General features: G+C 69.0%; 18 protein-coding genes. 11 read left to right on the top strand and 7 right to left on the bottom strand.

The features are described from left to right. Window positions 1–43: 43 nt before the first annotated feature. The gene (locus ACQP06_RS26780; RefSeq protein ID WP_433667172.1) at window positions 44–586 is read right to left on the bottom strand and encodes a lipoprotein LpqH; all 543 of its coding nucleotides are present in this window, start codon (window positions 584–586) and stop codon (window positions 44–46) included. A 148-nt stretch (window positions 587–734) separates the two neighbouring features. Here ACQP06_RS26780 and ACQP06_RS26775 point away from each other — a divergent pair, with 148 nt between their 5' ends. The 5 genes from ACQP06_RS26775 (at window position 735) to ACQP06_RS26755 (ending at window position 7,432) form a co-directional block, all read left to right on the top strand. Then, a complete protein-coding gene (locus ACQP06_RS26775) occupies window positions 735–2,090 on the top strand; it encodes a hypothetical protein (protein WP_433673438.1) in 1,356 nt (451 codons plus the stop codon). Next, window positions 2,087–3,172 carry a hypothetical protein gene (locus ACQP06_RS26770; protein ID WP_433667171.1) on the top strand — a complete coding sequence of 362 codons (1,086 nt, stop codon included), beginning with the start codon at window positions 2,087–2,089 and terminating at the stop codon, window positions 3,170–3,172. The genes ACQP06_RS26775 and ACQP06_RS26770 overlap by 4 nt, the downstream gene beginning before the upstream one ends. Window positions 3,173–3,174: 2 nt before the next feature. Continuing rightward, window positions 3,175–4,689 carry a tetratricopeptide repeat protein gene (locus tag ACQP06_RS26765; RefSeq protein WP_433667170.1) on the top strand — a complete coding sequence of 505 codons (1,515 nt, stop codon included), beginning with the start codon at window positions 3,175–3,177 and terminating at the stop codon, window positions 4,687–4,689. Then, entirely contained in the window at window positions 4,686–5,999 is a 1,314-nt protein-coding gene (locus ACQP06_RS26760; protein WP_433667169.1) for a CHAT domain-containing protein, read from the top strand. Before ACQP06_RS26765 ends, ACQP06_RS26760 begins: the two co-directional genes overlap by 4 nt. Before the next feature lie 110 nt (window positions 6,000–6,109). Further along, window positions 6,110–7,432, top strand: coding sequence for a serine hydrolase domain-containing protein (locus tag ACQP06_RS26755; protein WP_433667168.1), 1,323 nt, complete (start codon window positions 6,110–6,112; stop codon window positions 7,430–7,432). A gap of 15 nt (window positions 7,433–7,447) precedes the next feature. Here ACQP06_RS26755 and ACQP06_RS26750 read toward each other — a convergent pair whose 3' ends face one another. Then, entirely contained in the window at window positions 7,448–8,164 is a 717-nt protein-coding gene (locus tag ACQP06_RS26750) for an SDR family NAD(P)-dependent oxidoreductase (RefSeq protein ID WP_433667167.1), read from the bottom strand. A 109-nt stretch (window positions 8,165–8,273) separates the two neighbouring features. On the opposite strand from ACQP06_RS26750, the gene ACQP06_RS26745 reads away from it, so the two are divergent. From ACQP06_RS26745 to ACQP06_RS26730, 4 genes are all read left to right on the top strand, one after another. Beyond that, window positions 8,274–8,915 (top strand): TetR/AcrR family transcriptional regulator, encoded by a 642-nt coding sequence (locus ACQP06_RS26745; protein WP_433667166.1) that lies wholly within the window; start codon window positions 8,274–8,276, stop codon window positions 8,913–8,915. Between the two features lie 92 nt (window positions 8,916–9,007). Continuing rightward, window positions 9,008–9,319, top strand: a complete 312-nt coding sequence (locus ACQP06_RS26740; RefSeq protein WP_357086311.1) for a hypothetical protein — start codon at window positions 9,008–9,010, stop codon at window positions 9,317–9,319. Between the two features lie 83 nt (window positions 9,320–9,402). Then, window positions 9,403–9,864: a hypothetical protein gene (locus ACQP06_RS26735; protein ID WP_433667165.1), complete on the top strand. Its 462-nt coding sequence runs from the start codon at window positions 9,403–9,405 to the stop codon at window positions 9,862–9,864. 36 nt (window positions 9,865–9,900) lie between these two features. Next, window positions 9,901–11,055 carry an alkaline phosphatase family protein gene (locus ACQP06_RS26730; RefSeq protein ID WP_433667164.1) on the top strand — a complete coding sequence of 385 codons (1,155 nt, stop codon included), beginning with the start codon at window positions 9,901–9,903 and terminating at the stop codon, window positions 11,053–11,055. Window position 11,056: 1 nt separating this feature from the next. Here the strand turns inward: ACQP06_RS26730 and ACQP06_RS26725 are convergent, their stop codons facing one another. Both ACQP06_RS26725 and ACQP06_RS26720 read right to left on the bottom strand, forming a co-directional pair. After that, a complete protein-coding gene (locus ACQP06_RS26725) occupies window positions 11,057–11,641 on the bottom strand; it encodes a QsdR family transcriptional regulator (protein ID WP_433667163.1) in 585 nt (194 codons plus the stop codon). After that, window positions 11,638–12,585, bottom strand: a complete 948-nt coding sequence (locus tag ACQP06_RS26720) for a patatin-like phospholipase family protein (protein ID WP_433667162.1) — start codon at window positions 12,583–12,585, stop codon at window positions 11,638–11,640. The genes ACQP06_RS26725 and ACQP06_RS26720 overlap by 4 nt, the downstream gene beginning before the upstream one ends. A gap of 119 nt (window positions 12,586–12,704) precedes the next feature. Between ACQP06_RS26720 and ACQP06_RS26715 the strand changes: the two genes are divergently transcribed. Together ACQP06_RS26715 and ACQP06_RS26710 are read left to right on the top strand one after the other, a co-directional pair. Further along, window positions 12,705–13,871, top strand: coding sequence for an acyl-CoA dehydrogenase family protein (locus tag ACQP06_RS26715; protein WP_433667161.1), 1,167 nt, complete (start codon window positions 12,705–12,707; stop codon window positions 13,869–13,871). A gap of 9 nt (window positions 13,872–13,880) precedes the next feature. Beyond that, entirely contained in the window at window positions 13,881–14,960 is a 1,080-nt protein-coding gene (locus ACQP06_RS26710) for an acyl-CoA dehydrogenase family protein (protein ID WP_433667160.1), read from the top strand. Window positions 14,961–15,220: 260 nt separating this feature from the next. Here ACQP06_RS26710 and ACQP06_RS26705 read toward each other — a convergent pair whose 3' ends face one another. The 3 genes from ACQP06_RS26705 to ACQP06_RS26695 form a co-directional block, all read right to left on the bottom strand. Next, complete coding sequence (locus ACQP06_RS26705) at window positions 15,221–16,672, bottom strand: DUF222 domain-containing protein (protein WP_433667159.1); 1,452 nt, start codon at window positions 16,670–16,672, stop codon at window positions 15,221–15,223. 77 nt (window positions 16,673–16,749) lie between these two features. Next, a complete protein-coding gene (locus tag ACQP06_RS26700) occupies window positions 16,750–18,840 on the bottom strand; it encodes an MMPL family transporter (RefSeq protein ID WP_433667158.1) in 2,091 nt (696 codons plus the stop codon). Between the two features lie 2 nt (window positions 18,841–18,842). After that, window positions 18,843–19,223, bottom strand: a complete 381-nt coding sequence (locus ACQP06_RS26695) for a nuclear transport factor 2 family protein (RefSeq protein WP_379277156.1) — start codon at window positions 19,221–19,223, stop codon at window positions 18,843–18,845.

Here is a 19,223-nt window from a genome sequence, read left to right as displayed (position 1 = left end):
GCTCGTGCCCGGTGGCACGAGCGGGGAGAACAGCGGGGCCGGGTCAGCCGACGATGGTGGAGCAGGCGAAGACGATCTCGAACTTCTCGGTCTTCGGGCCCGCCATCGGGTTCGACAGATCCACGCCGCCGACGCCCTCACCGGACACCGTGTAGGTGTTGCCGCTCTTGGTGACCTTCGCCGAACCGCCCGGCATGCCATTGCCGAAGCCCACCGCGTACGGCTGGCCGTTGGCGCCGCCCTTGGTACCGGTGATGCCGACCGCCTGCACGGTGTTGTCGCCGGTGATGGTGGCGCTGGCGGCGAGGGTGCCGTAGGTGGCGTTGCTCTGGTCGGCCAGCGCCAGGGCCAGGGTGCCCGCCTGCTTCACGCAGGTGGTGTCGAACTTGCCGCTGATCGCCTTGCCGTCCACCGATGCGGACGACGCGCCGCCGGCGGGAGTCGCGGAACCCGGCGCGGCGGAGGTCGCGGCGGTGGTGGGCGAACCCGGCTTGGAATCGCCGGAGCTGCAACCGGTCACCAGCAGCGCGGCCGCGGCGGTGGCGGCGAGGACGGCGGTGGTGAGGCGGATCGGCTTGGTGTTCATGGTCATTCCTCGTTCTCGTGATGGTGGCTCCGGGGTGGAACCGATGCCAGAACAGTAGGAATCGGAACCCCGCCTACCGATCCCAACTTCCGAGGCGCGCGGGCCGGGGAAACTGCGATAACGTGGGCGAATGCGACGACCGCGGGCCATGGTGCTGGATGAGGTCTGGCACCGCCTCGCCGGTGTCGAACCCCTGAGCGGACCCCACGGCGGGCCCCTCCGGCGCACCGTCAAGCTGATCCTGGATCCCCTGGTGATCCGGCCCGTCCAGCACCCGTCCTGCGCCGGGGCCATGCTGAGCGCCGACGGCGCGGTGCTGCTCGCCGCCCGCGTCCACGCCGCCGCCGACGTCCTCGCCGCCACCGCCGCCTGGTTCACGCTGCTCAAGCAGACCCGGCGCGCGCTGCGCATCACCGAGGGCAATGCGCAGGACCTGTACTTCCAGCGCTGCTTCGAACTGGCCACCGTCTCGGGTCGGCCGGATCCCGTGCGGGACCGGCCCGCCGCCGAAGCGGCGCTGCGCGAGATCCACGGGGTGACCGCGGGGCGCACCACACAGGCGCTGCGGGAGTACCTGTCCGAACCGGAGCGGTCCGAGGACGTTGCCGAGCTGATCGAGACCGCGTGGCGGCGGCGGCCGCTGACCGACGTGCCCGATCACGCGGATCTGCTCGGCGAACTCGTCGACGCCTGCGCCGCAACCCGATTCGACGATGCGGATGATCCGCCGGACCTGGACGACGCCGTGGAAGCGTCCGTGGGTACGCATACCGGTATTCGGCTCTGGGACGGTGGGATCGGCAGTACCGCACAGGAACTCGGACTCACCCTGTACCCGCTGCCGCAGCCTCCCGGTGTCGGAGCGTCAGCCGCCACCGCCACTCTCGGACTACCGCTCGACCGCACCATTCACGAGCGGGTCTTCACCGTCCTCCAGGCCTCCAGCGAACGCGCCGACCTGCCGCCGATCCCGGAACTCGTCGACGCCGAGATCGCCCGCGCGTGCGCGCCCTGGGCGCTGCTGGACGAATCCCTCCGGGTGGCGGCCGCCGCGGGCGCGACCCTGGCGGTCACCTTGCGCCCCTTGGGTGTCCAGCCGCGCGGCATCGAGATCGGCGGGCCGGCAACACAATCCCGAGTTCTGGGCGGTGCCGGTTCGGACGACGACGGCGCGGCCGCACGATTGATCAACGGCCGCTGGCAGCGTGAGGCCTACGTCTTGCAAGCCCGGCGGATGGCGGTGCGCGCGGACGCGATCGACGGACCGCTCGGGGCCATCGCGGCCGACCTGCGCGTGCCGTGGCGGCCCTACCTGCGCAGGCTCTGGCCCCGGCTGCACGGCCGCGATGTACGCGAGTTCGGGGTGTACGCGGCCGACGAGCTCTGGGACCTGCTCGACGGGGTGGCCCGATCCGTCATCCTGGACCACCGCATGCGCGTGAAGAAGGCCCTGGCCGCCACCGCGACCGCCGAGCCCGAGGAACTCGAATCGAGGGTGGGATGACGAACTCGACTGTCGCCATCCACCGCTACCCCGACGCGGTGCGCGTCCTCGTCCCCGACGGCGCGGCGGTCACTCCCGCGGGCCCGGAGTCCATGGTGCTGGAGGTGACGGGCGGTCTCCTGACCTGGAATGTCCTTGCCGCACAGGAACTCCCACTCGCGATCATCGACGATGTCGACGCAGCCCAGGAGTGGGTGTGGGCCCTGTACGGCGAGCCGGTCGCCGCGGCGCTCGACGCCGTGCGGCCGCGAGCCCGCGAACTCTCGGGGGATCTCCGGCCCGCCCCCGTGGACCCCCGCGGCCACCGCCTGACCGACGCGGCGGCGGCCCCCGGGCTCCCCGCGCTGGTGGCGAGTGCCCGCAGACTGGCCTACGCGCACTGGGCGTCCCGCTGGTGGCCCGCCTCGGTCCTCGACGGCATCGCCGCCCTCGATCCGGCGCTGCTCGACCGCGATATCGCGCTGCTCACCGAGGAGTGCGAGTCCCTGGTGGACGGGGCGGACGCGGTGGCGCCCAGTATCCGCGCGTCCGTGGAGAGCTCCTTGCGTGCTTCGGATTACGCACTGGCGGCCGGTGATGCGGACCGGTCCGGCGGCGCACTGGTGCTGGCGCGCGGCACCGGCGGCTGGGACTGGCGGCAGTGCCCGCCCGGGCTGGTCGACGCCTCCGAGTCCGCGGTGTCCTGGCAGGTCCTGCGGGAGGCCGGGGCCACCACCGTCGCCATTGCCGTAGCCGCTCACCCGGAGCTGCCCGCGGCGGTGCCCGAGCACCTGCGGCCGTGGGCCCGCGTCGACACCGGGCGTGGTGAGCTGCTGACCGAACTGCGTCCAGGCGGCGACAGCTGGATCGGCGAATCCGAGTTGCCCGCACCGGCTTCCACGGTGGATGTCGCCATCGGAGTCCCGGGCTTCGGGCCCGACCTCGACGCTGACCCGGAGGCGGCGCAGGGCGCGGTGCGTCAGCGAATTCGCGACTTCGCGGCCGAACGGCTGCGGACGGCGTCGACCCAGGTCGGTGACGACGGCCTGTTCGCGCCATTGCTCGCCGAAATCGACGCCGCCGCAGGTGATTCGGACTTCTGAGCATGAGTGCGGGTATCGACGAGAACGCGGGTGAGAGTCCGCTGCTGCGCGCCGGGGCCGAGGCGGTCGCGCGCGGTGAATTGATCGAGGGGCTGCGGATATTCGAGCAGGCCGCCGAGGTCGAGCAAGGGGACCTGCGGTTGTGCGCGCTGGTGGATGTGGCGGTGGTGACCGATCGGCTGGGGGATCACGCCGGGGCCGCGGCGCGGTTCCGGGAAGCACTCGCGCAGATGCGGGAGGACGCGCCCAGGATGCATCCCGGCGCGCTGATCGGGCTGTCCCAGGCGTTGCAGAGCCTCGGGGATCTGGATGGGGCGCAGGCGGCCCTCGAACAGGCTCGGGAGGCGCTCGGGTACGAGGGCGCGCCGGGCGATCTGCGGCTGGCGTGTCTGGTGTCCTCCACGGCGATTGCCCTGCATCGGCAGCAGTGGTGGCGCGCATTGGAGCTGGCCGGTGAATCACTGGACGCGGCACGGCGGTTCGGTCCGGAGCAGGCCGGACATCCGCTGATGAACCTGGCCGCCGCGCACTTCGAGACCGGGCGTTGGGAGCTGGCCCAGGATTTCGCGGGGCAGGCGCTGGCCGCCTTCGAAGCCGTCGCCGACCCCGGCGGGGTCGCCGAGACACAGCAGAACTTGGCTTTGATGCACACGCGCACAGGCGCTTTCGACGAGGCCGAACCGCTGTTGGCCGCTTCCCAAGAGTATTTCGAGGCGGCCGGGATGGCGCATCGCGCGGGCATCGGTCTCAAGGTCATGGGGTTCATCGCCGAGCGGCGCGGCCGGACGGGGGCGGCGGACGATCAGTACCGTGCGGCGCTGCACCGGTTCGAGGAGTCGCACGCCGTGGTCGAAGCCGCAGACGTTCGACTTCGACTGGCCACCAATGCCTTCGCGGCGGGACGATACGAGGACGGTGAGTCCGAGTTGGCGGCGGCGCGCGGAACCTACGCCGCTCGCGGCCTCGGGCTGCACTGCGCCCAGCTCGACTACTGGCACGCGGGACTCCTGGAGCCGCTCGTCGCGCACGTCCCGGGATTGCTGGCACGAGCAGTGGATCTGGCGGTCCCGGCAGCACTGGCCTTGGACGCCGTCCGCTACGAGCTGCCCGACGGCACCCAGCGCGACACCTGGAACCGCCGCATCGTGAATCCCGCTCTGCGGCTGGCCTTCCGGTACGCGTACCTGGCCGGGGACGCCCGGCTGGTCGCCGATCTCATCGAAAATCAGTGCGCGGGAACAATCCTGGACATCGATCGGCTTGCCGCAGATCCGCCCGCACCGCTGGACCTGTTCGAATCCTTCGATCCGCCCTCCGACTCGGCGGCCGCCGTCCAGGACGCGCTGCAACTCGGCACCGCCCTCGCGGCCGTGGCGGCGGGGGCGGGACTGCCCGTCACGCCACCGCCTCGGATCGCGGTGCGACCGGACGGCCATATCGCCCTGTCCGCCTGGCTCGATGCCGCCGAACAACGTTACGGCCGCCGCGTCCGCACCGACCGCGTGATCCCCGCATGACGCCCACCGTGCTGGTCCGGATGGCGGACGCGGGCGACCTCTACCTGACCTGGCGCTGGATCGACGACAGCGCCCCCGCCGGGGTGGGAGTGGTACCGGAAGACCAGGTCGAGGCGGCCATGGGCCGGTTCACCGCCGCCCTCCCCGCGCCGGGAACGGCCGGTGGGCTCGAAAATGCGCTCACCACCGGCGCACTGGCGACCGCCGAGGCGGAAAGCGCACTGGCGCAGTACCTCTCGTCAGTATTCCTGCCCTACAACCTGGCGGTATCGCTCCACGAGCTCTACGTGCGAGGTATTCGCCCGCACGTCCGGATCCAGCCGTCACCGCGCACCGCCCAACTGCCCTGGGAGCTGATCGCCCCCGACTCGGATGTGCGCCTGCTGGATATCGCCGACGTGAGTGTCCTCGCCCCGCCCGGCATCGTGCACGCACCCGCCCGCATCGCGCGATCATGGACGGAAACCCGCGATCTGCCCGTCGTCGCCGTACTCGACCCGCGCGTGCCCGGCTTCCGCGCCGACTCCGCCCTCGGATCGGTCCTCGGCCGGATGGACTCCGCCGCAGCCCCGCTGGCCACGCTGGTCGCCGGCCACGCGGCCGCCGGCCGCCTCACCCCGCCCGTCGCCGAACCGGTGGAGGCGTTCCGCCGGACCGATCTCGACCGCGCCTGGCTGAGCCGCGCCCTGCACGCGGGGGCGGCCCGCCTGCTGTATGTCGGCCACGTCACCGCCGCCGCCCCCGAATCCGGCCGCAGCGAATCGGCCACCCTGCACCTGTCCTGCACCGCCGCCAGCCCGGGCTGCGCGCCCGCCTACCGCGACCATCGGCCGCTCTCGGCACGCGATCTGCTGCTGGGCACCCACGCACTCACGGCGGGCTCACGTGCGAACGACCTCGGCGCTGCGGGCGACGGCGTTGGCGGGGAAGCGGTTCCGCGAACCGGTCCCGAGATCTGGCCGATCCCGAGCCGGGTCGCCCTCATCGCCTGCGAGAGCGGCGGCGACCTCCGGTTCGCCGAACCACTGGGTCTGGTGGCGGCCATGCTCACCGGCGGCGCGGAACTGGTGACGGCGGGCCGCTGGCCGCTGCCCACCGATCTGGCGTTCCGCCGGTTCTCCGGCCTCCCCGACACCGTGCACCCGTTCCAGGAAGCCGTGTGCGCCATCGACGCCGCGCACGAGACCGCCGATCCGGTCGTCGCCCTCAATGCCTGGCAGCGCACCCATCTGGCCGCCTGGCGCGCGACCGGGGCGATCGAGCATTCCCCGCTGATCTGGGCCGCGTTCGCCACCGTCGACACCCACTGATCGGCTGCCCCGAAAACCTGCGCCCCCGAAAGTCACGGGCCGGGAAGAGCTAATCGCGCCCGCCGATTCTCCGATGAGCCAATCGGATTCATCGGAGTACGGAGGATCGAGTGGCGCGCTTCCTGACAGGCATCCTGGCGGTGGTGATGGCGGCTGCCCTGACCTCGTTCGCGGCGCCCGTCGCCGGGGCGGAGCCGGATGGTCTGCGGCACTGTACGGTCAGCGACGGCAGGCAGCCCGAGACCGCGACCGCCGAAGAGGTGGGCCTGGATTCGGAGGCGCTGCGGCGCGCGGTGGACTTCGCCTCCGACCCGACCCGCTTCACCGTGCAGGTGTTCCGCAACAACTGCCTGATCGCCTCCGGACCCACCAATCAGCGGGCGGGCGGCGTCCCGTGGAATCTGTGGAGCGGCACCAAGAGCGTCGTGTCCATGGTCGCGGGGATCGCGGTCGGCGAAGGCCTGCTGCGCGTGGACGATCCGATCGGCGACTACCTGCCGGCCGGACTCGGAGACGCCGAGCATCGTGCGATCACCGTGCGCAGCCTGCTGACCGAGACCTCCGGCATGGAGATCGCCATCGCCTCCGAAGGCATCACCGGGGTGGCCCGGCTCGACCCGAACGTGGTCGCGCAGGCCCTGGCCATGCCCATCCTGCATCCGCAGGGGGAGACCTGGCAGTACAGTCAACGCGCCGTCGACCTGCTCGTCTACGTGATCCAACGGGCCGTCGGCGAGGACTTCCAGGCCTACGCGCAACGAAACCTCTTCGATCCCTTGGGCATCCGGCACTCCGACTATCTGTGGGCGCGGGACCGCAGCGGCAACACCTACGGACACGCCCACCTGGTGCTCCCGCCCGACGACTACGCCAAACTCGGCCTGCTGCTCGTCAATCGCGGCGATTGGCACGGCCGCCAGGTGATCCCGACCGCCTACCTCACCGAGGCCACCACCTCCCAAGGCGTCAACCCCTGCTACGGCTTCCTGATCACCGTCAACGGCCCCGACTGCGAGGACCTGTTCCCCGGCCTCCCCAAGGACGCCCTCCAGATGGCCGGCATGATGCGCCAGGACAACTTCATCGTCCCCAGCCTCGGCCTGCTCGTCAGCTGGACCGGCGTCACGGTTCCCGGTGGCGCGGTGAGCTTTCCGCACGACGTCCTGCGCGGCCTCACCACGGCCTTCCGCACCCCCGCCCTCCCCGACCCCGGTCCCTACGTCCAGCGTCCGGACGCCAGCATCACCGACCCGATGTTCATGAACCCGGACGCCACGCTCGCCGCCCTGGGCCTCGGCCCGATGGCCTACCCGGGCTGCGGCCTGCTGGAATGCCTGGGCAAACCGCTGTACCCGCCCTTCGGTGACTGGCCGCCGGGCTGCTTCATCCTCGGCTGCACCGGGGCCGACCCCGCGACCCCGGGCATCCGCTGACCTGCCGGGGGCGGATCAGAAGCCGATCTCCACTTCGGTTCGATCCCGGCGGGAATACAGGTCCCAATAGTGGTCGCCCAGTTCACTATTGGTCATGCGCGGGATGCTGACGCCGGGCGGCACCACCTCGGGGTGCTCGTCGACCATGCGCTCCGCCTCGCTGTCGCCGATCAGCACGCCGATGTTCATCAGCCCGACGTGCACACCCGTGCCGTGCACTTCCTCGGCCAGTTGCAGCACGTAGGCCCGCTGCGCGGCCAGGGCCACACCGAAATTGGCCAGATAGGGCAGCACGCCGTGCGCGGGCGAGCCCGAGGAGAACAGCAGGGTGCCGGTGCCCCGCTCGAGCATGACGGGCAGCAGGGCGCGGGTCATCAGGATGGGGGAGTGCAGCTTCAGGGTCATGGGAACGCGCAGGGCCGCGAGGTCCACGGCGCGGGTGGAGGGTGAGCGGTCGGTCATGCCGGCGGCCGCGCCGTGCAGCGCGACATCGATGTCGCCGAAGGTCCGCCGAATGGTCGCGATGGCCTCGTCGAGCTGGTCCGCGGCGGTGACGTCGGCAGGGAAGGCCTGGGCCTCGACGCCGTCGGCTTTCAGGTCGGCCACGTGCCGAGCGGCCTTGTCCGGGTTGCGGCCGATCACGGCCACACGGAATCCCTCTCGCCCGAAGCGCCGCGCGACGCCCATGCCGAGGCCGGGGCCGAAACCGAAGATCGCGATGGTCTTGCTCATGCTCGCTCCTAGCTAAGTTGAGCAATGGTTCAAGTTACAGCGACGACGCTAGCATTAAGTTGAACCTATGCTCAACATAAATCGTGACCCCGATTTGTAGGATCGGCGCATGCCCGCCCAGAAACCGCTCCGCCTCGACGCCCGCCGCAATCGCGACGCGCTGGTGACCGCGGCGCGTGAGGTTTTCGCCGAACGCGGGCTCGACGCGCCCCTCAAGGAGATCGCCGCCCGCGCGGGCGTGGCCATCGGCACCCTCTACAACCGCTTCCCGGCGCGCGACGACCTGATCGCGGCGGCGGTCGAGGACCGCATCGAGGCGGGCGGTCGCATCGCGGAAGCCGCTCTGGCCTTGGATGATCCGTGGGATTCGTTCGTGTACCTGGTCGAGAAGATCTGTGAGCTACAGGCTCACGACCGCTTGCTCAACGAACTCGCACTGCGCGCCGCGCCCAGTCCGGAGATCGCCGCCCAGCGCGATCGGGGCCACGCCGTCATGCGTGAAATCATCACGCGCGCACAGGATGCCGGGGTACTGCGGGCGGACTGGGTGCTCGAGGACATCGCGTTCATCACCTGGTCGCACACGCGGGTGGTCGAGCAGACCGCGGGCATCGCCCCCGAGGCGTGGCGGCGCAATCTGGCGCTGATCCTGGACGGACTGCGGGCGGAAGCCGCTCACCCGCTGCCGGTTCCGGCGATCAGTGAGGACCAGCTGAACCGCTCACTGCTCGCCGACCCGGACCGCGACTGAGGGGCGAACACCGCCCCGAAGAAACGGTGGAATCGGCTCCGGTTACCGTCGGAGGGGTAGTCGTTCGCTCGTATCTGTTGGAGGTAGTGAAAATGGCTGGGATTCCCGCGGTACCGACCTCGCTGCTCGCGGCCGGTGGACTCACCGGCGGCTTCGCGCTCGCCCAGGCCACCAAGAAGCGGCAGCTCGGCGGGGCGGTGTTCGCGGCGGGGACCGCGGCCGCGTTCCCGCGGTGGCGCAAGACCGTCGGCACCGGTGGCGCGGCCGCGCTGACCGGGCTCGCCATCGGCGCGATGGGCGCCTCGCACCCGCTGGCCAAGAAGATCGGCGCGTGGCCGTCGGTGGCCGTGGTGTCGAGTGTGGTCGCCGTGGCCGCGTGGGCCGCCGTGGATCGTCGCGCCTGAGTTCATCCGCCGGTCCTCCGGTGTGTTTCGGACCGTAAGGTTCGATCGCGTGCCGGGGGACCGTCCGCGCAATACCGTGGAGTATGCGCACTTTCGTTCACTTACTGCTGTTCGTCGCCGCCGTCGCGGTGGCGGTCGGGGTCTTCGGTCCGCTCATCGGTACGGTCGACGCGCGGAATGTTCAGTTCACCGACCTGCGTAACGGCTTCGAGCAAGGTCGGACCATGGGTCAGATCGGGGCGCAGTCGGGGAGCTTCGTCACCTCGCTGGCCATCGGACTGCTGGGGGTTGCGGCGGTGGTGCTGGTGGCCGCGCTGACCGGGTCCCGCATCGTGGGCTGGATCGGCGTGCTGGCCGGATGGGCCGGACTCGGCGTCCTGGGCTGGCGACTCGACCAGCGCTTCGACCATGAACTCCGCACCGACTACCGCCACCTGCTCTCCGGCACCTGGGGGTTGTACCTGGTCGCCGGGGGACTGCTGCTGTCCCTGCTGCTCCTGCTCGTCCCGCGCGAACGCCGCCTGCCCCCGCCGCCGGGATTCTGATCTCGAAACCCACCGTTGGCCCAATAGAGTCGATTCATGCCCGGTACATCCGCGGGGGTCGGTCCGCACACACTCGCCGACATCCTGCCCTCAGTCGCCGCCTCTTTCGGACTCGATCAGCCGAATCCGCTGGCCATCGCGCCCAATCGGGACGTCGTGGTGCTGCTCATCGACGGCCTCGGCGCGGAACTGCTGGCCCGCCACCGCGACCTCGCGCCCACCCTCGCCGCCCACGTCCGCACCACGCTCACCGCGGGCTTTCCGGCCACCACCTCGACCAGCCTGACCAGCCTCGCGCTCGGCGCGCCCTGCGCCACCCACGGCATCATCGGCTACAGCTTCGCGCTGCCCGAAGGCGACGGGGTGCGGCTGCTGAACTCGCTGCGCTGGACCCTCGACAGCGCCACCGGCGACACCGCCGTCGAGGCATACCCGCCGGAATCGGTGCAGCCGCAGGCCAGCCGGCTCGAGGACCTGGCCGCCCACGGGATCGAACCGCACTACGTGATCCCCGGCTACCAGCGCGCGTCGGGGCTGACCCGCGCCGCCTTCCGCGCCCCGGGCACCCTGCACCCGGCCTCGAACCTCGACGATCTGCGCGCCGGAATCCTCGCTGTCGCACAGCATTCCGGGACGACGTCGCGGTTCGCGTACGCCTACTTCGCCGACCTCGACGCCAACGGGCATCTGTACGGCCCCGAATCGCCGCAGTGGCTGGCGGTGCTTGCCGAGATCGACGCCGCGGTGGCCGACCTGCTCGCGGACCTGCCGTCCAGCTGCACACTGCTGATCACCGGCGATCACGGAATGATCCACGTGGACAACGCCATCGACCTCGACGCGCTACCCGCCCTGCACCGGGGCGTCCGCCTGATCGGCGGTGAGGCGCGGGTGCGGCACGTCTATCTCGAACACCCCGACGCCCTCGCCGATGTCCGCGCGGCGTGGACCGCGGAACTGTCGCCGCACGCCACTGTCGTCTCCCGCGAACAAGCCCTCGACGAGAGCTGGTTCGGGCCGACCCCGCCGACACCCGTGATCGCCCACCGCATCGGCGATCTCATCGCCGTGGCCGAGAACCAGACCGCGCTGATCCGGCCCGCCCTCGAACCCCTGGAATCCGCGCTGCTGGGCCACCACGGGGCCCGCACCTCCGCCGAACAGCTCGTCCCGCTCATCGCGAACCTCTGAATCAGGTTCGCAGCAGCGCGTTCTGGACCTTGCGCAGGCGGTCCACGTCACCGCGGAAACCGGCCACGGCATCGTTGTAGAGGAACGCCTCCCACAGCCGGACCAGGGCGTAGGCGAGGGTGTCCGGTTCGATCGGCGGCTGGTAGCCCTCCGATTGCGCGCGCTCGATGTGCCGCTCGACGATGCTCACCGCGGTCTGGTGCACGGTCCCGTCACCGCGCGTGATCAGGCGCAGGGCGGCGGTGGACTCGTTGTCGAAGTAGGCGCGCAGCGCGTCATTGGCGACCAGCAGGTCGATGGTCCGGTCCAGCACCGCGGCGAGCCGCTCCCCGCCGGTGCCGCGGGTGCGGCGGTCGGCCAGGGCCACCACCTTCTCCAGCTGCCGCGCCACGGCCGCGCCGAGCAGGCCGTCGCGGGAGCCGAACCAGCGGTAGATGCTCGCCCGCCCCACCCCGAGCTGCGCGGCAATGGCATTGACGTCCAGCCGTTTTCCCTCCAGGAACACGGCGATGGACGCCTCGAGCACATCGTCCCGACTCGCCGACGCCGGTCGGCCCGGCGCTCTCGTTCCCTCCGCTCGCGTCACGCGGACAGCTTAGGAGCCAGGAACTCCGACAGCGTGCGCGCGGTCGCCGCGCGTCCCAGGATGAGGGCCGTCCGCAGTACCTCGGGGTCACGATCGATGCGGCCGATATCGGGTGCGTCGCGCGGCGGGCGGATCTGCAGCACGGCCGGGTCGGAGGCGAAATCGCGCTCGTCGCTGTGATGTCGCTCGACCCGCGCGAGCCACGGCCCGACGGTCCCGGGCGCGTGGCGAGACAGGAAACGCGCCACCACCCGCGACTCCACCGTAGACGGGGGCCGCATGGCCTCGTCGTCCCGGCGCGTGCGCAGCACCAGCACCCGGGTCGCGCCCTGCGCCAACGCCGTTCGCACCGGCACGGATTCCGACAGCCCCGCGTCCACGAACCGCCGCGCCCCGATCCGCACCGGCCGCCCCGCCAGGATCGGCAGGCAGGTCGAGGCCCGCAGCGCCGTCTGCACCGAGCGCACATCGCTGAGTTCCGGATGCAGGTCGACGGCCGCGCCGGTGTCGGCGTCGGTGGCGATGGGGTGGAAGGTGATGGCATTGGCCAGGATCGCCGGGAAATCCATGGGCACGATCCGCTCGTACACGGTGTGCACCAGATAATCGGTGTCCACCACCTTGCCGCCGCGCAATGCCCGCGCCGGACTGATCACACGGTTGATCACCTCGGGATTCCAGGCCCGCCGCGAATCCACCGCCCGACCGCACAGCAGCCAGGCCGCGTTCAACGCGCCCGCCGAAGCCCCGTACACCGCGTCGAAGCAGGACAGCACGCCCAATTCCTCGATGGCCATGGCCATTCCGTGCGAGTACGCCCCACGCGAGGAGCCGCCCTCGATGACGAGTGCGAGGCGATGGCGATCGGTGCGGCGACCGGGGACGCTGTCCTCGCGGTGCCGGCGGGCGATGAGTTCGCCGACGCCGAGGTCGTGATCGGACAAGGGTGCTCCTTTCGAGGGGCCGGTCGACCGTCGAGTATACGACCCTATTTGAGACACGGCTATGTCTGTGTATCATTTCCGTCGATGGCGTGGGTAACCACGAAACTGGAGGTCAACGCATGCAACTAGCGCTCACCGACGACGAGCTCGCCTTCCGCGACGAGCTGCGCACGTTCTTTCGGAGCGAAATCCCGGCCGACATCCGCAACCGGCATCGGCACGGACAGGAACTGTCCAAGGACGACCTCGTCACCACCCAGCGCATCCTCAACGCGCACGGGCTCGCCACCCCGAACTGGCCGGTGGCCTGGGGCGGGAAGGGCTGGACCCCGATCCAGCGGCACCTGTGGCACGAGGAGATGCAGCTCGCCTCGGTGCCCGAGCCGCTCACCTTCAACACCAATATGATCGGGCCGGTCATCGCGCACTTCGGCTCCGAGGAGCTCAAGGCGCGGTTCCTGCCCGCCACCGCCAACCTCGACATCTGGTGGTGCCAGGGCTTCTCCGAACCCGAAGCCGGCTCCGACCTCGCCTCCCTGCGCACCGTCGCCGTACGCGACGGCGACAGCTATGTGATCAACGGCCAGAAGACCTGGACCACCGGCGCGCAGTTCGCCGACTGGATCTTCTGCCTGGCCCGCACCGATCCCGACGCCCCCAAGAAGCAGGCGGGCATCTCCATGTTCCTGTTCCCGCTCGACACCCCGGGCGTGACCGTGCGGCCCATCAAGCTCATCGACGGCGGCCACGAGGTCAACGAGGTGTTCCTGGAGAACGTCCGGGTGCCCGCCGACCAGCTCGTCGGCGAGGAGAACCAGGGCTGGACCTACGCCAAATTCCTGCTCGGCAACGAACGCACCGGCATCGCCGCCGTCGGCCAGACCAAGGTGCGGTTGTGGCTCGCCAAGGAACACGCCAAGCAGACCCGCCTCGGCGAACGCACCCTGCTCGACGATCCACTGTTTGCCACCCGGCTCGCCGAACTCGAAAACGAGTTGCTGGCACTGGAACTCGTGCAACTACGGGTCGCCGCCGGATCCGCCGACGGCAAACCCAACCCGGTGTCGTCCATCCTCAAACTGCGCGGCACCGAGCTCCAGCAGGCCGTCACCGAACTCCTGGTCGACATCGCCGGACCGGATTCGATTGCCCGCGAGGACGAGTCGAACGCCGACTGGGCGCGCCGCAGCACCGCCACCTACCTGAACTATCGCAAGACATCGATCTACGGAGGATCCAACGAGGTGCAGCGCGGCATCATCGCCTCGACGATCCTCGGACTGTGAGGCAGCACCATGGATTTCGATCTCACCCCCGAACAGGAAATGCTGCGCGACACCGTGCGGGACCTGCTCGCCCGCGGACGCGACACCGAACGATGGGCCACCTTCGCCGACATCGGGCTGCTCGGCCTGACCTTCGATGAGGCAGACGGCGGCATGGGCGCCGGACCCATCGAAGCCATGCTGGTCATGACCGAGATCGGGCGCGCCTTGGCCACCGAACCGATCCTCGACTGCGCGCTGCTGCCCGGAGCGCTCATCTCGGCCGTCGGCAGCGATGTCCAGCGCAAGGGTCTGCTGCCTCGTGTTGCCGAAGGGCAGCTGAAACTTGCTTTCGCCCATGGTGAGCCGGGACTGCGCTGGCCTGCCGCCGATACCGACACTCGAGCGGTTCCGGATGGTGACGGGTGGCGTATCACCGGACGCAAGCACCCGGTTTCCTATGGTGACCAGGCGGACGTTCTGATCGTCAGTGCTGCCCATGACGACGGGGTCGGGCTGTTCCTGGTGACGCCCTCCGATCCGGGTGTGCGACTGCGGCCGTACACCACCCACGACGGGCGGCATGGTGCGGACATCGAATTCGAGGGGGCTGCTGCGGAACTGCTCGGCGACGTGGCTGATGCCTCTGACGCCATTGGTGCCGCCATCGCCGCTGCTCAGGCTGCGTTGTGTGCCGAAGCGATCGGGGCGATGGAGGAGTCTTTGCGGCTGACGGCCGAGTACCTGAAGACTCGTAAGCAGTTCGGTGTGCCGTTGCGTACGTTCCAGACGCTGACTCAGCGTGCTGCTGACATGTATGTGTCGCTGGAGCTGGCGCGGGGGATGAGTATGTATGCGTCCATGTCGCTGGCCGATGGGGTTGTCGATCCGATGGTTGTTTCTCGGGCCAAGTTGCGGATCGGGCGGTCTGCCAGGCACATCGGGCAGGAGGCGATTCAGATGCATGGTGGGATCGGGATGACTGATGAGTATCCGGTTGGGCACTACACCGCGCGGTTGAACGCCATCGAGCACACGCTGGGGGACTCCACCGATCACTTGCGGTTCCTCGGTAGTCATGTGGCTGACTATCAGATGGTCGAGATCTAAAGATCTACGCGACCAAAAGATAAGAGAGACACAAAGATAAAAGACGCCTGGAGAAGAGAAGAAAAGACAAAAGAACGAAGAGCCGAAGAGAACAAGACGCCGCAGCGGTTGGTCTCTGGTAGGTGATGCGTGCAGTCTGTGGGCTGGGATCGGCGGGTAGCGGATCCCAGCCCGGCGTCAGCCCAGGTCCGGCAGAGCAGGCGAGGTGACCACACTCCCCGTTGTTCTGCGCACGCCGGCAGGACACGAGCAGCTCGGTGTCACGCTGCCCGTGAGCGCCACGTTCGGCAGCTGGAATCGATGGCAGCGGCGATCGCCTGCCCCACGTGATGGCGGTCGTTGACGCGTGGGGTGCCGGTGGGATCAACACTCTTCGGTGCAATCCACCCTGTCCGACCGGGGTGGGGCGAATCTTTACCCATCACAACGGTTTTCCAGCCATCGGGGCTGTCGTTGACCAGCGCGTGGCAGTGGTCGCACGCCAAGGTCAGGTTGTTGATGTCGGTCGGCCCGCCTGTGGCCCAGTCGGTGACGTGGTGGGCGGCGCACATGTTGGCGGGTTGTTCACAACCCGGTCGAGTACATCCCTTGTCACGGGCGAGGAGCGCCAATCGTTGGGCGCGGTTGGCGGTGCGGCGGGAGCGACGCAGGAACAACGGCATCCCGTCCCCGTCGAGGACCGCGATCACCGGTCGGGTCCCTTCGGCCATCTTCAAGGCTTCGTTGATGGAGATCTGAGTGCCGGACGCGGTGGTGGCGACGCCGGTGCCGTTTTCCAGGTCGGTGAGGCTCATGGTGAGCACGACCTCGACGGGCAGGCCACGGTGCATGCCCAGGGTCCGCATGTTCACCCCGGGCTGCACCAACGCCAGCAAAGCGTCGTGGGTCCGCTGCCCGGCATCACGGCGGTCGCGACGCGCGGCAGCGTCGAGGATGCTGTCGGCGATGAACCCACCCATGGCGGAAGGGCTTTCAGGATCTTCGACGTTGCACATCCCGGGCCGGGCGAGCTTCGCGAACACCGCATCCAGGCAGGCACGCAGCTCAGGGGTGATCCACCCTTCGATCCGGCTCATCCCGTCCACACCAGGGCGACACAGCGTGATCCCGCGACGGCGGCGACGGTCGGCGTCGGAGACGACTTTCCCGTCGGGATCCAATCGGGCAAGGATGTCGCGGCCGATCTTCAACAAGTCATCGGGCCACCCGTTGCGCGAGTAGTCGACCAGGATCTGCTCTGCCTCGGCCCGCGCCTCGGTGGGCACATCAAGAGGCAGGTGGTTCATCACGTCCATGATGTGGCGCACGTGATCACGCGAGATCTCGCCCGCAGCAAACACTTCGGCAGTTACCGGCAATACCGGTGGTGCGACATGCCCTGTCTGCTGCACGAATTCCCCGCAGTGGTGGGTGATCTTCACCCGCACCGACGCGTCGTAACGGGAGAGCCCGAGGGTGTGGCGCAGGAACGGCACCATCTTCCCGGCCCCGCTACGTGAATGCAGCGAACGCTCCCCCGCTTCGACAATCAGCGGAGTATCCAACGCGGCGAGCTGACGCTTGCAGGTTTCAATCCTCTGCATCAACGTCACAATGTCCTCGTCGGAAAACCCCGCCATCTTCCCACCCTGAATGGATTCCGACAGAGTCGAGACCGCGGCCGCCAGTTCAGCGATACCGCAGTCGTCGAGTGTCACCCCATTCGAATCCATGCCTCCATTCTACTCCCGCTTGATCGCCTATGGAACACAAAATGTACAGTGCTTCTGAGCATTTCAGATTGAATTGGTTAAATAGTTTGCGTCACAATCGGATCGGAAACGTCCTCCTCTTTCCGTGAACCGAATCGGGTGCGTCGAGGCCACCACATGCGCTCACCCAAATCGATTGCAAGCGCCGGCACCAACACCGTCCGCACCACGAAGGTATCCAGCAGTACGCCGAACGCGACCGCGAACCCGATCTCCGCCGCGAAAACCAAAGGAAGCGTGAGCAATGCCGCGAACGTCCCGGCCAGCACCACCCCCGCAGCGGTGATCGTTCCACTGGTGGTGCGCACCGCGATCACCGTTGCCTTGGCGGTGTCATGGTTCGCGGTCTCCTCGCGGATCCTGGCCATCAAGAAGATGCTGTAGTCGATTCCCAGGCTGATCAGAAAAACGAAGGCCCACAGCGGGAATGACGGGTCAGCTCCGGCGAAATCGAGCACCTTGTCGAACACCAGCGCGCTGACGCCGAGAGCAGCGGCCAGCGACAGGACGACAGTGACCAGCACCACCGCGGGGGCCACCAAGGCTCGAAGCAGCAGCGCCATGATCACGAAGACGACGGACAAGACCAGGGGCACAACCACATTGCGGTCGTGGCGCGCGGAGTCGAGGGTGTCGAGCGCGACGGCGCTACTGCCGCCGACCATGGCATCAGGCACGGCGTGCACCGCGGAGCGGAGACGCTCCACGGTTGCGAACGCCGCATCGCTACCGTGGACATCGGCCGTCGTCACCTCCAAGTAGGCGAGGCCATCCGCGCGAACGGGAGCCGACACCGACACGATACCGGGAACCCCCGAAGCCAGGTTCCGCAGGCGATCCGCATCCGTTGCCGGTCCGATGATCTGTACCGGGTCGCCGGACCCGCCCGGGAAATGCTCGAGCAGAACCTGTTCGCCGACCACGGCATCAGGGCGGTTTCGGAAGGTGTCCTGCGCCCGCAGCCCGGACGCGTGCAATCCGAACAGCCCCAGGGCGAGGAACGCCAGCACCGCCGCGGTGACCTGCCAGACCCTTCGCGGACGGGAGGTGATCAAGCGTTCGAGGCGATTCCCTCGACGGCTTCCGGCCGGTTCGGGATCGCCGAAACGCGCTGCGGCGGGCCAGAATATCCACCGTCCGCACAGCACGAGCAGCGCCGGGTACAGGGTGGTGAGCACCGCGAAGCTGACCAGAACTCCCGTCGCCATCACCGGGCCCAGGCTCTTCGTCGAGTTCAGATCGGCCACTATGAGGCACAAGAGGCTCAGGGCGACGGTGATCGCACTCGCGGCGATCGCGGGTCCGGCGCGGCGGATGGCCGTGGCCATGGCTACGTGACGATTCTCCGTGCGCCGCAACTCCTCTCGATAGCGTGCCGTGAGCAGCAGTGCGTAATCCGTGCCCGCGCCGAAGACCAGGACGGTCAGCAGGAATTCCGTGTCACTGTTGACCGTCAGGCCCGCGTGCGCCGCCAGGAGGTAGATCAGCCCCTGCGCGACCGTCAAGGCCACACCCACGCACACCAGCGGCAGCAGCCACAGCACCGGGCTGCGGTAGGTGACCAGCAAGATCACTATGACGATCGCGATGGTCACGTACAACAGTGTCGAGTTCACCGCGGAGAACGCGTCCGCCGAATCGGCCCCGTAACCCGCAGGTCCGGTGACGTGCACGCTCATCCCCGCATCGGAGACGATGTCGCGGATCGATCGCACCGTCGGCAGGGCGTCCGTGACTCCCTTGACGCCCACCGAGATCGGGACCACGACTTGGATCGCCTTGCCGTCTTCCGACTCCACGGGCTCCGGGACCGGACCACGCACCTGTGGCAGCGTCGCGAACCGCTGAGCGTCCGACTCCACTCGCGCCCGCGCGGTGGGGCTCGACACCGCGTCGCCCCGCTCGTAGACGACCACCGCCGGGTACACATCGGACCCGATGAACTTTCCGGTCAGCTCGGAGACCTTCGTCGACTCGGCACTCTTCGGCAGCCAGGTGGTGGCGTCGTTCTTCTCCGCCCCGCCGAGCTTGCCCGCCAGACCACCGGTGGCGACGAGCGCGGCCACCCAGAAGACGATGGCGGCCAAGGCGATTCGCCGCAGGATCGGCGCAGATAGGAGGGATCGCACGGTTACTCGCCCTCCACCGGCACGGAGCGGGTGAGCTGATCGATCCGCTCGATGCGTCCGTCGGGGGACAGGCGGCCGATCATGCACACTTCGGTGGCGGTCGGACCGGTCGTGCGGAGGGTCGCGAACATTGTGTAGTGGGCCGCGATGCTGTCACCGGACAGCAAGGCTCGATGGATGCGGACCCGCACGGATTCGGCGTTCTTGCGAGCCGGGCGGGCGTGGGCGATCAAGGACTGGCGGTTCAGGTGGAGGCCGTCGTTGCGGTAGTCGATGTCGGGGGTGAACCAGCGGTCGACCACGGTGGACGGGTCGTCGGGGCTGAACGCCATGTCGTGGGGATAGGTGGTGAGGAACTCGTGCAGATCGGAGTCGTTTCGCAT

Origin of the sequence: Nocardia sp. CA-136227, from assembly GCF_050955695.1 — a bacterium.
Lineage (GTDB): Bacteria > Actinomycetota > Actinomycetes > Mycobacteriales > Mycobacteriaceae > Nocardia.
Note: the sequence above shows the minus strand (reverse complement) of the source record. Positions and strands in the feature narration are given on the sequence as shown.

Excerpts from the sequence above, each read along its gene's own strand:
- ACQP06_RS26775 (WP_433673438.1), top strand. The coding sequence starts at position 735 with ATGGTGCTGGATGAGGTCTGGCACCGCCTCGCCGGTGTCGAACCCCTG.
- ACQP06_RS26760 (WP_433667169.1), top strand. The coding sequence starts at position 4,686 with ATGACGCCCACCGTGCTGGTCCGGATGGCGGACGCGGGCGACCTCTAC.
- ACQP06_RS26710 (WP_433667160.1), top strand. The coding sequence starts at position 13,881 with ATGGATTTCGATCTCACCCCCGAACAGGAAATGCTGCGCGACACCGTG.
- ACQP06_RS26765 (WP_433667170.1), top strand. The coding sequence starts at position 3,175 with ATGAGTGCGGGTATCGACGAGAACGCGGGTGAGAGTCCGCTGCTGCGC.
- ACQP06_RS26780 (WP_433667172.1), bottom strand. The coding sequence starts at position 586 with ATGAACACCAAGCCGATCCGCCTCACCACCGCCGTCCTCGCCGCCACC.
- ACQP06_RS26730 (WP_433667164.1), top strand. The coding sequence starts at position 9,901 with ATGCCCGGTACATCCGCGGGGGTCGGTCCGCACACACTCGCCGACATC.
- ACQP06_RS26715 (WP_433667161.1), top strand. The coding sequence starts at position 12,705 with ATGCAACTAGCGCTCACCGACGACGAGCTCGCCTTCCGCGACGAGCTG.
- ACQP06_RS26750 (WP_433667167.1), bottom strand. The coding sequence starts at position 8,164 with ATGAGCAAGACCATCGCGATCTTCGGTTTCGGCCCCGGCCTCGGCATG.
- ACQP06_RS26705 (WP_433667159.1), bottom strand. The coding sequence starts at position 16,672 with ATGGATTCGAATGGGGTGACACTCGACGACTGCGGTATCGCTGAACTG.
- ACQP06_RS26735 (WP_433667165.1), top strand. The coding sequence starts at position 9,403 with ATGCGCACTTTCGTTCACTTACTGCTGTTCGTCGCCGCCGTCGCGGTG.
- ACQP06_RS26695 (WP_379277156.1), bottom strand. The coding sequence starts at position 19,223 with ATGCGAAACGACTCCGATCTGCACGAGTTCCTCACCACCTATCCCCAC.
- ACQP06_RS26740 (WP_357086311.1), top strand. The coding sequence starts at position 9,008 with ATGGCTGGGATTCCCGCGGTACCGACCTCGCTGCTCGCGGCCGGTGGA.
- ACQP06_RS26770 (WP_433667171.1), top strand. The coding sequence starts at position 2,087 with ATGACGAACTCGACTGTCGCCATCCACCGCTACCCCGACGCGGTGCGC.
- ACQP06_RS26745 (WP_433667166.1), top strand. The coding sequence starts at position 8,274 with ATGCCCGCCCAGAAACCGCTCCGCCTCGACGCCCGCCGCAATCGCGAC.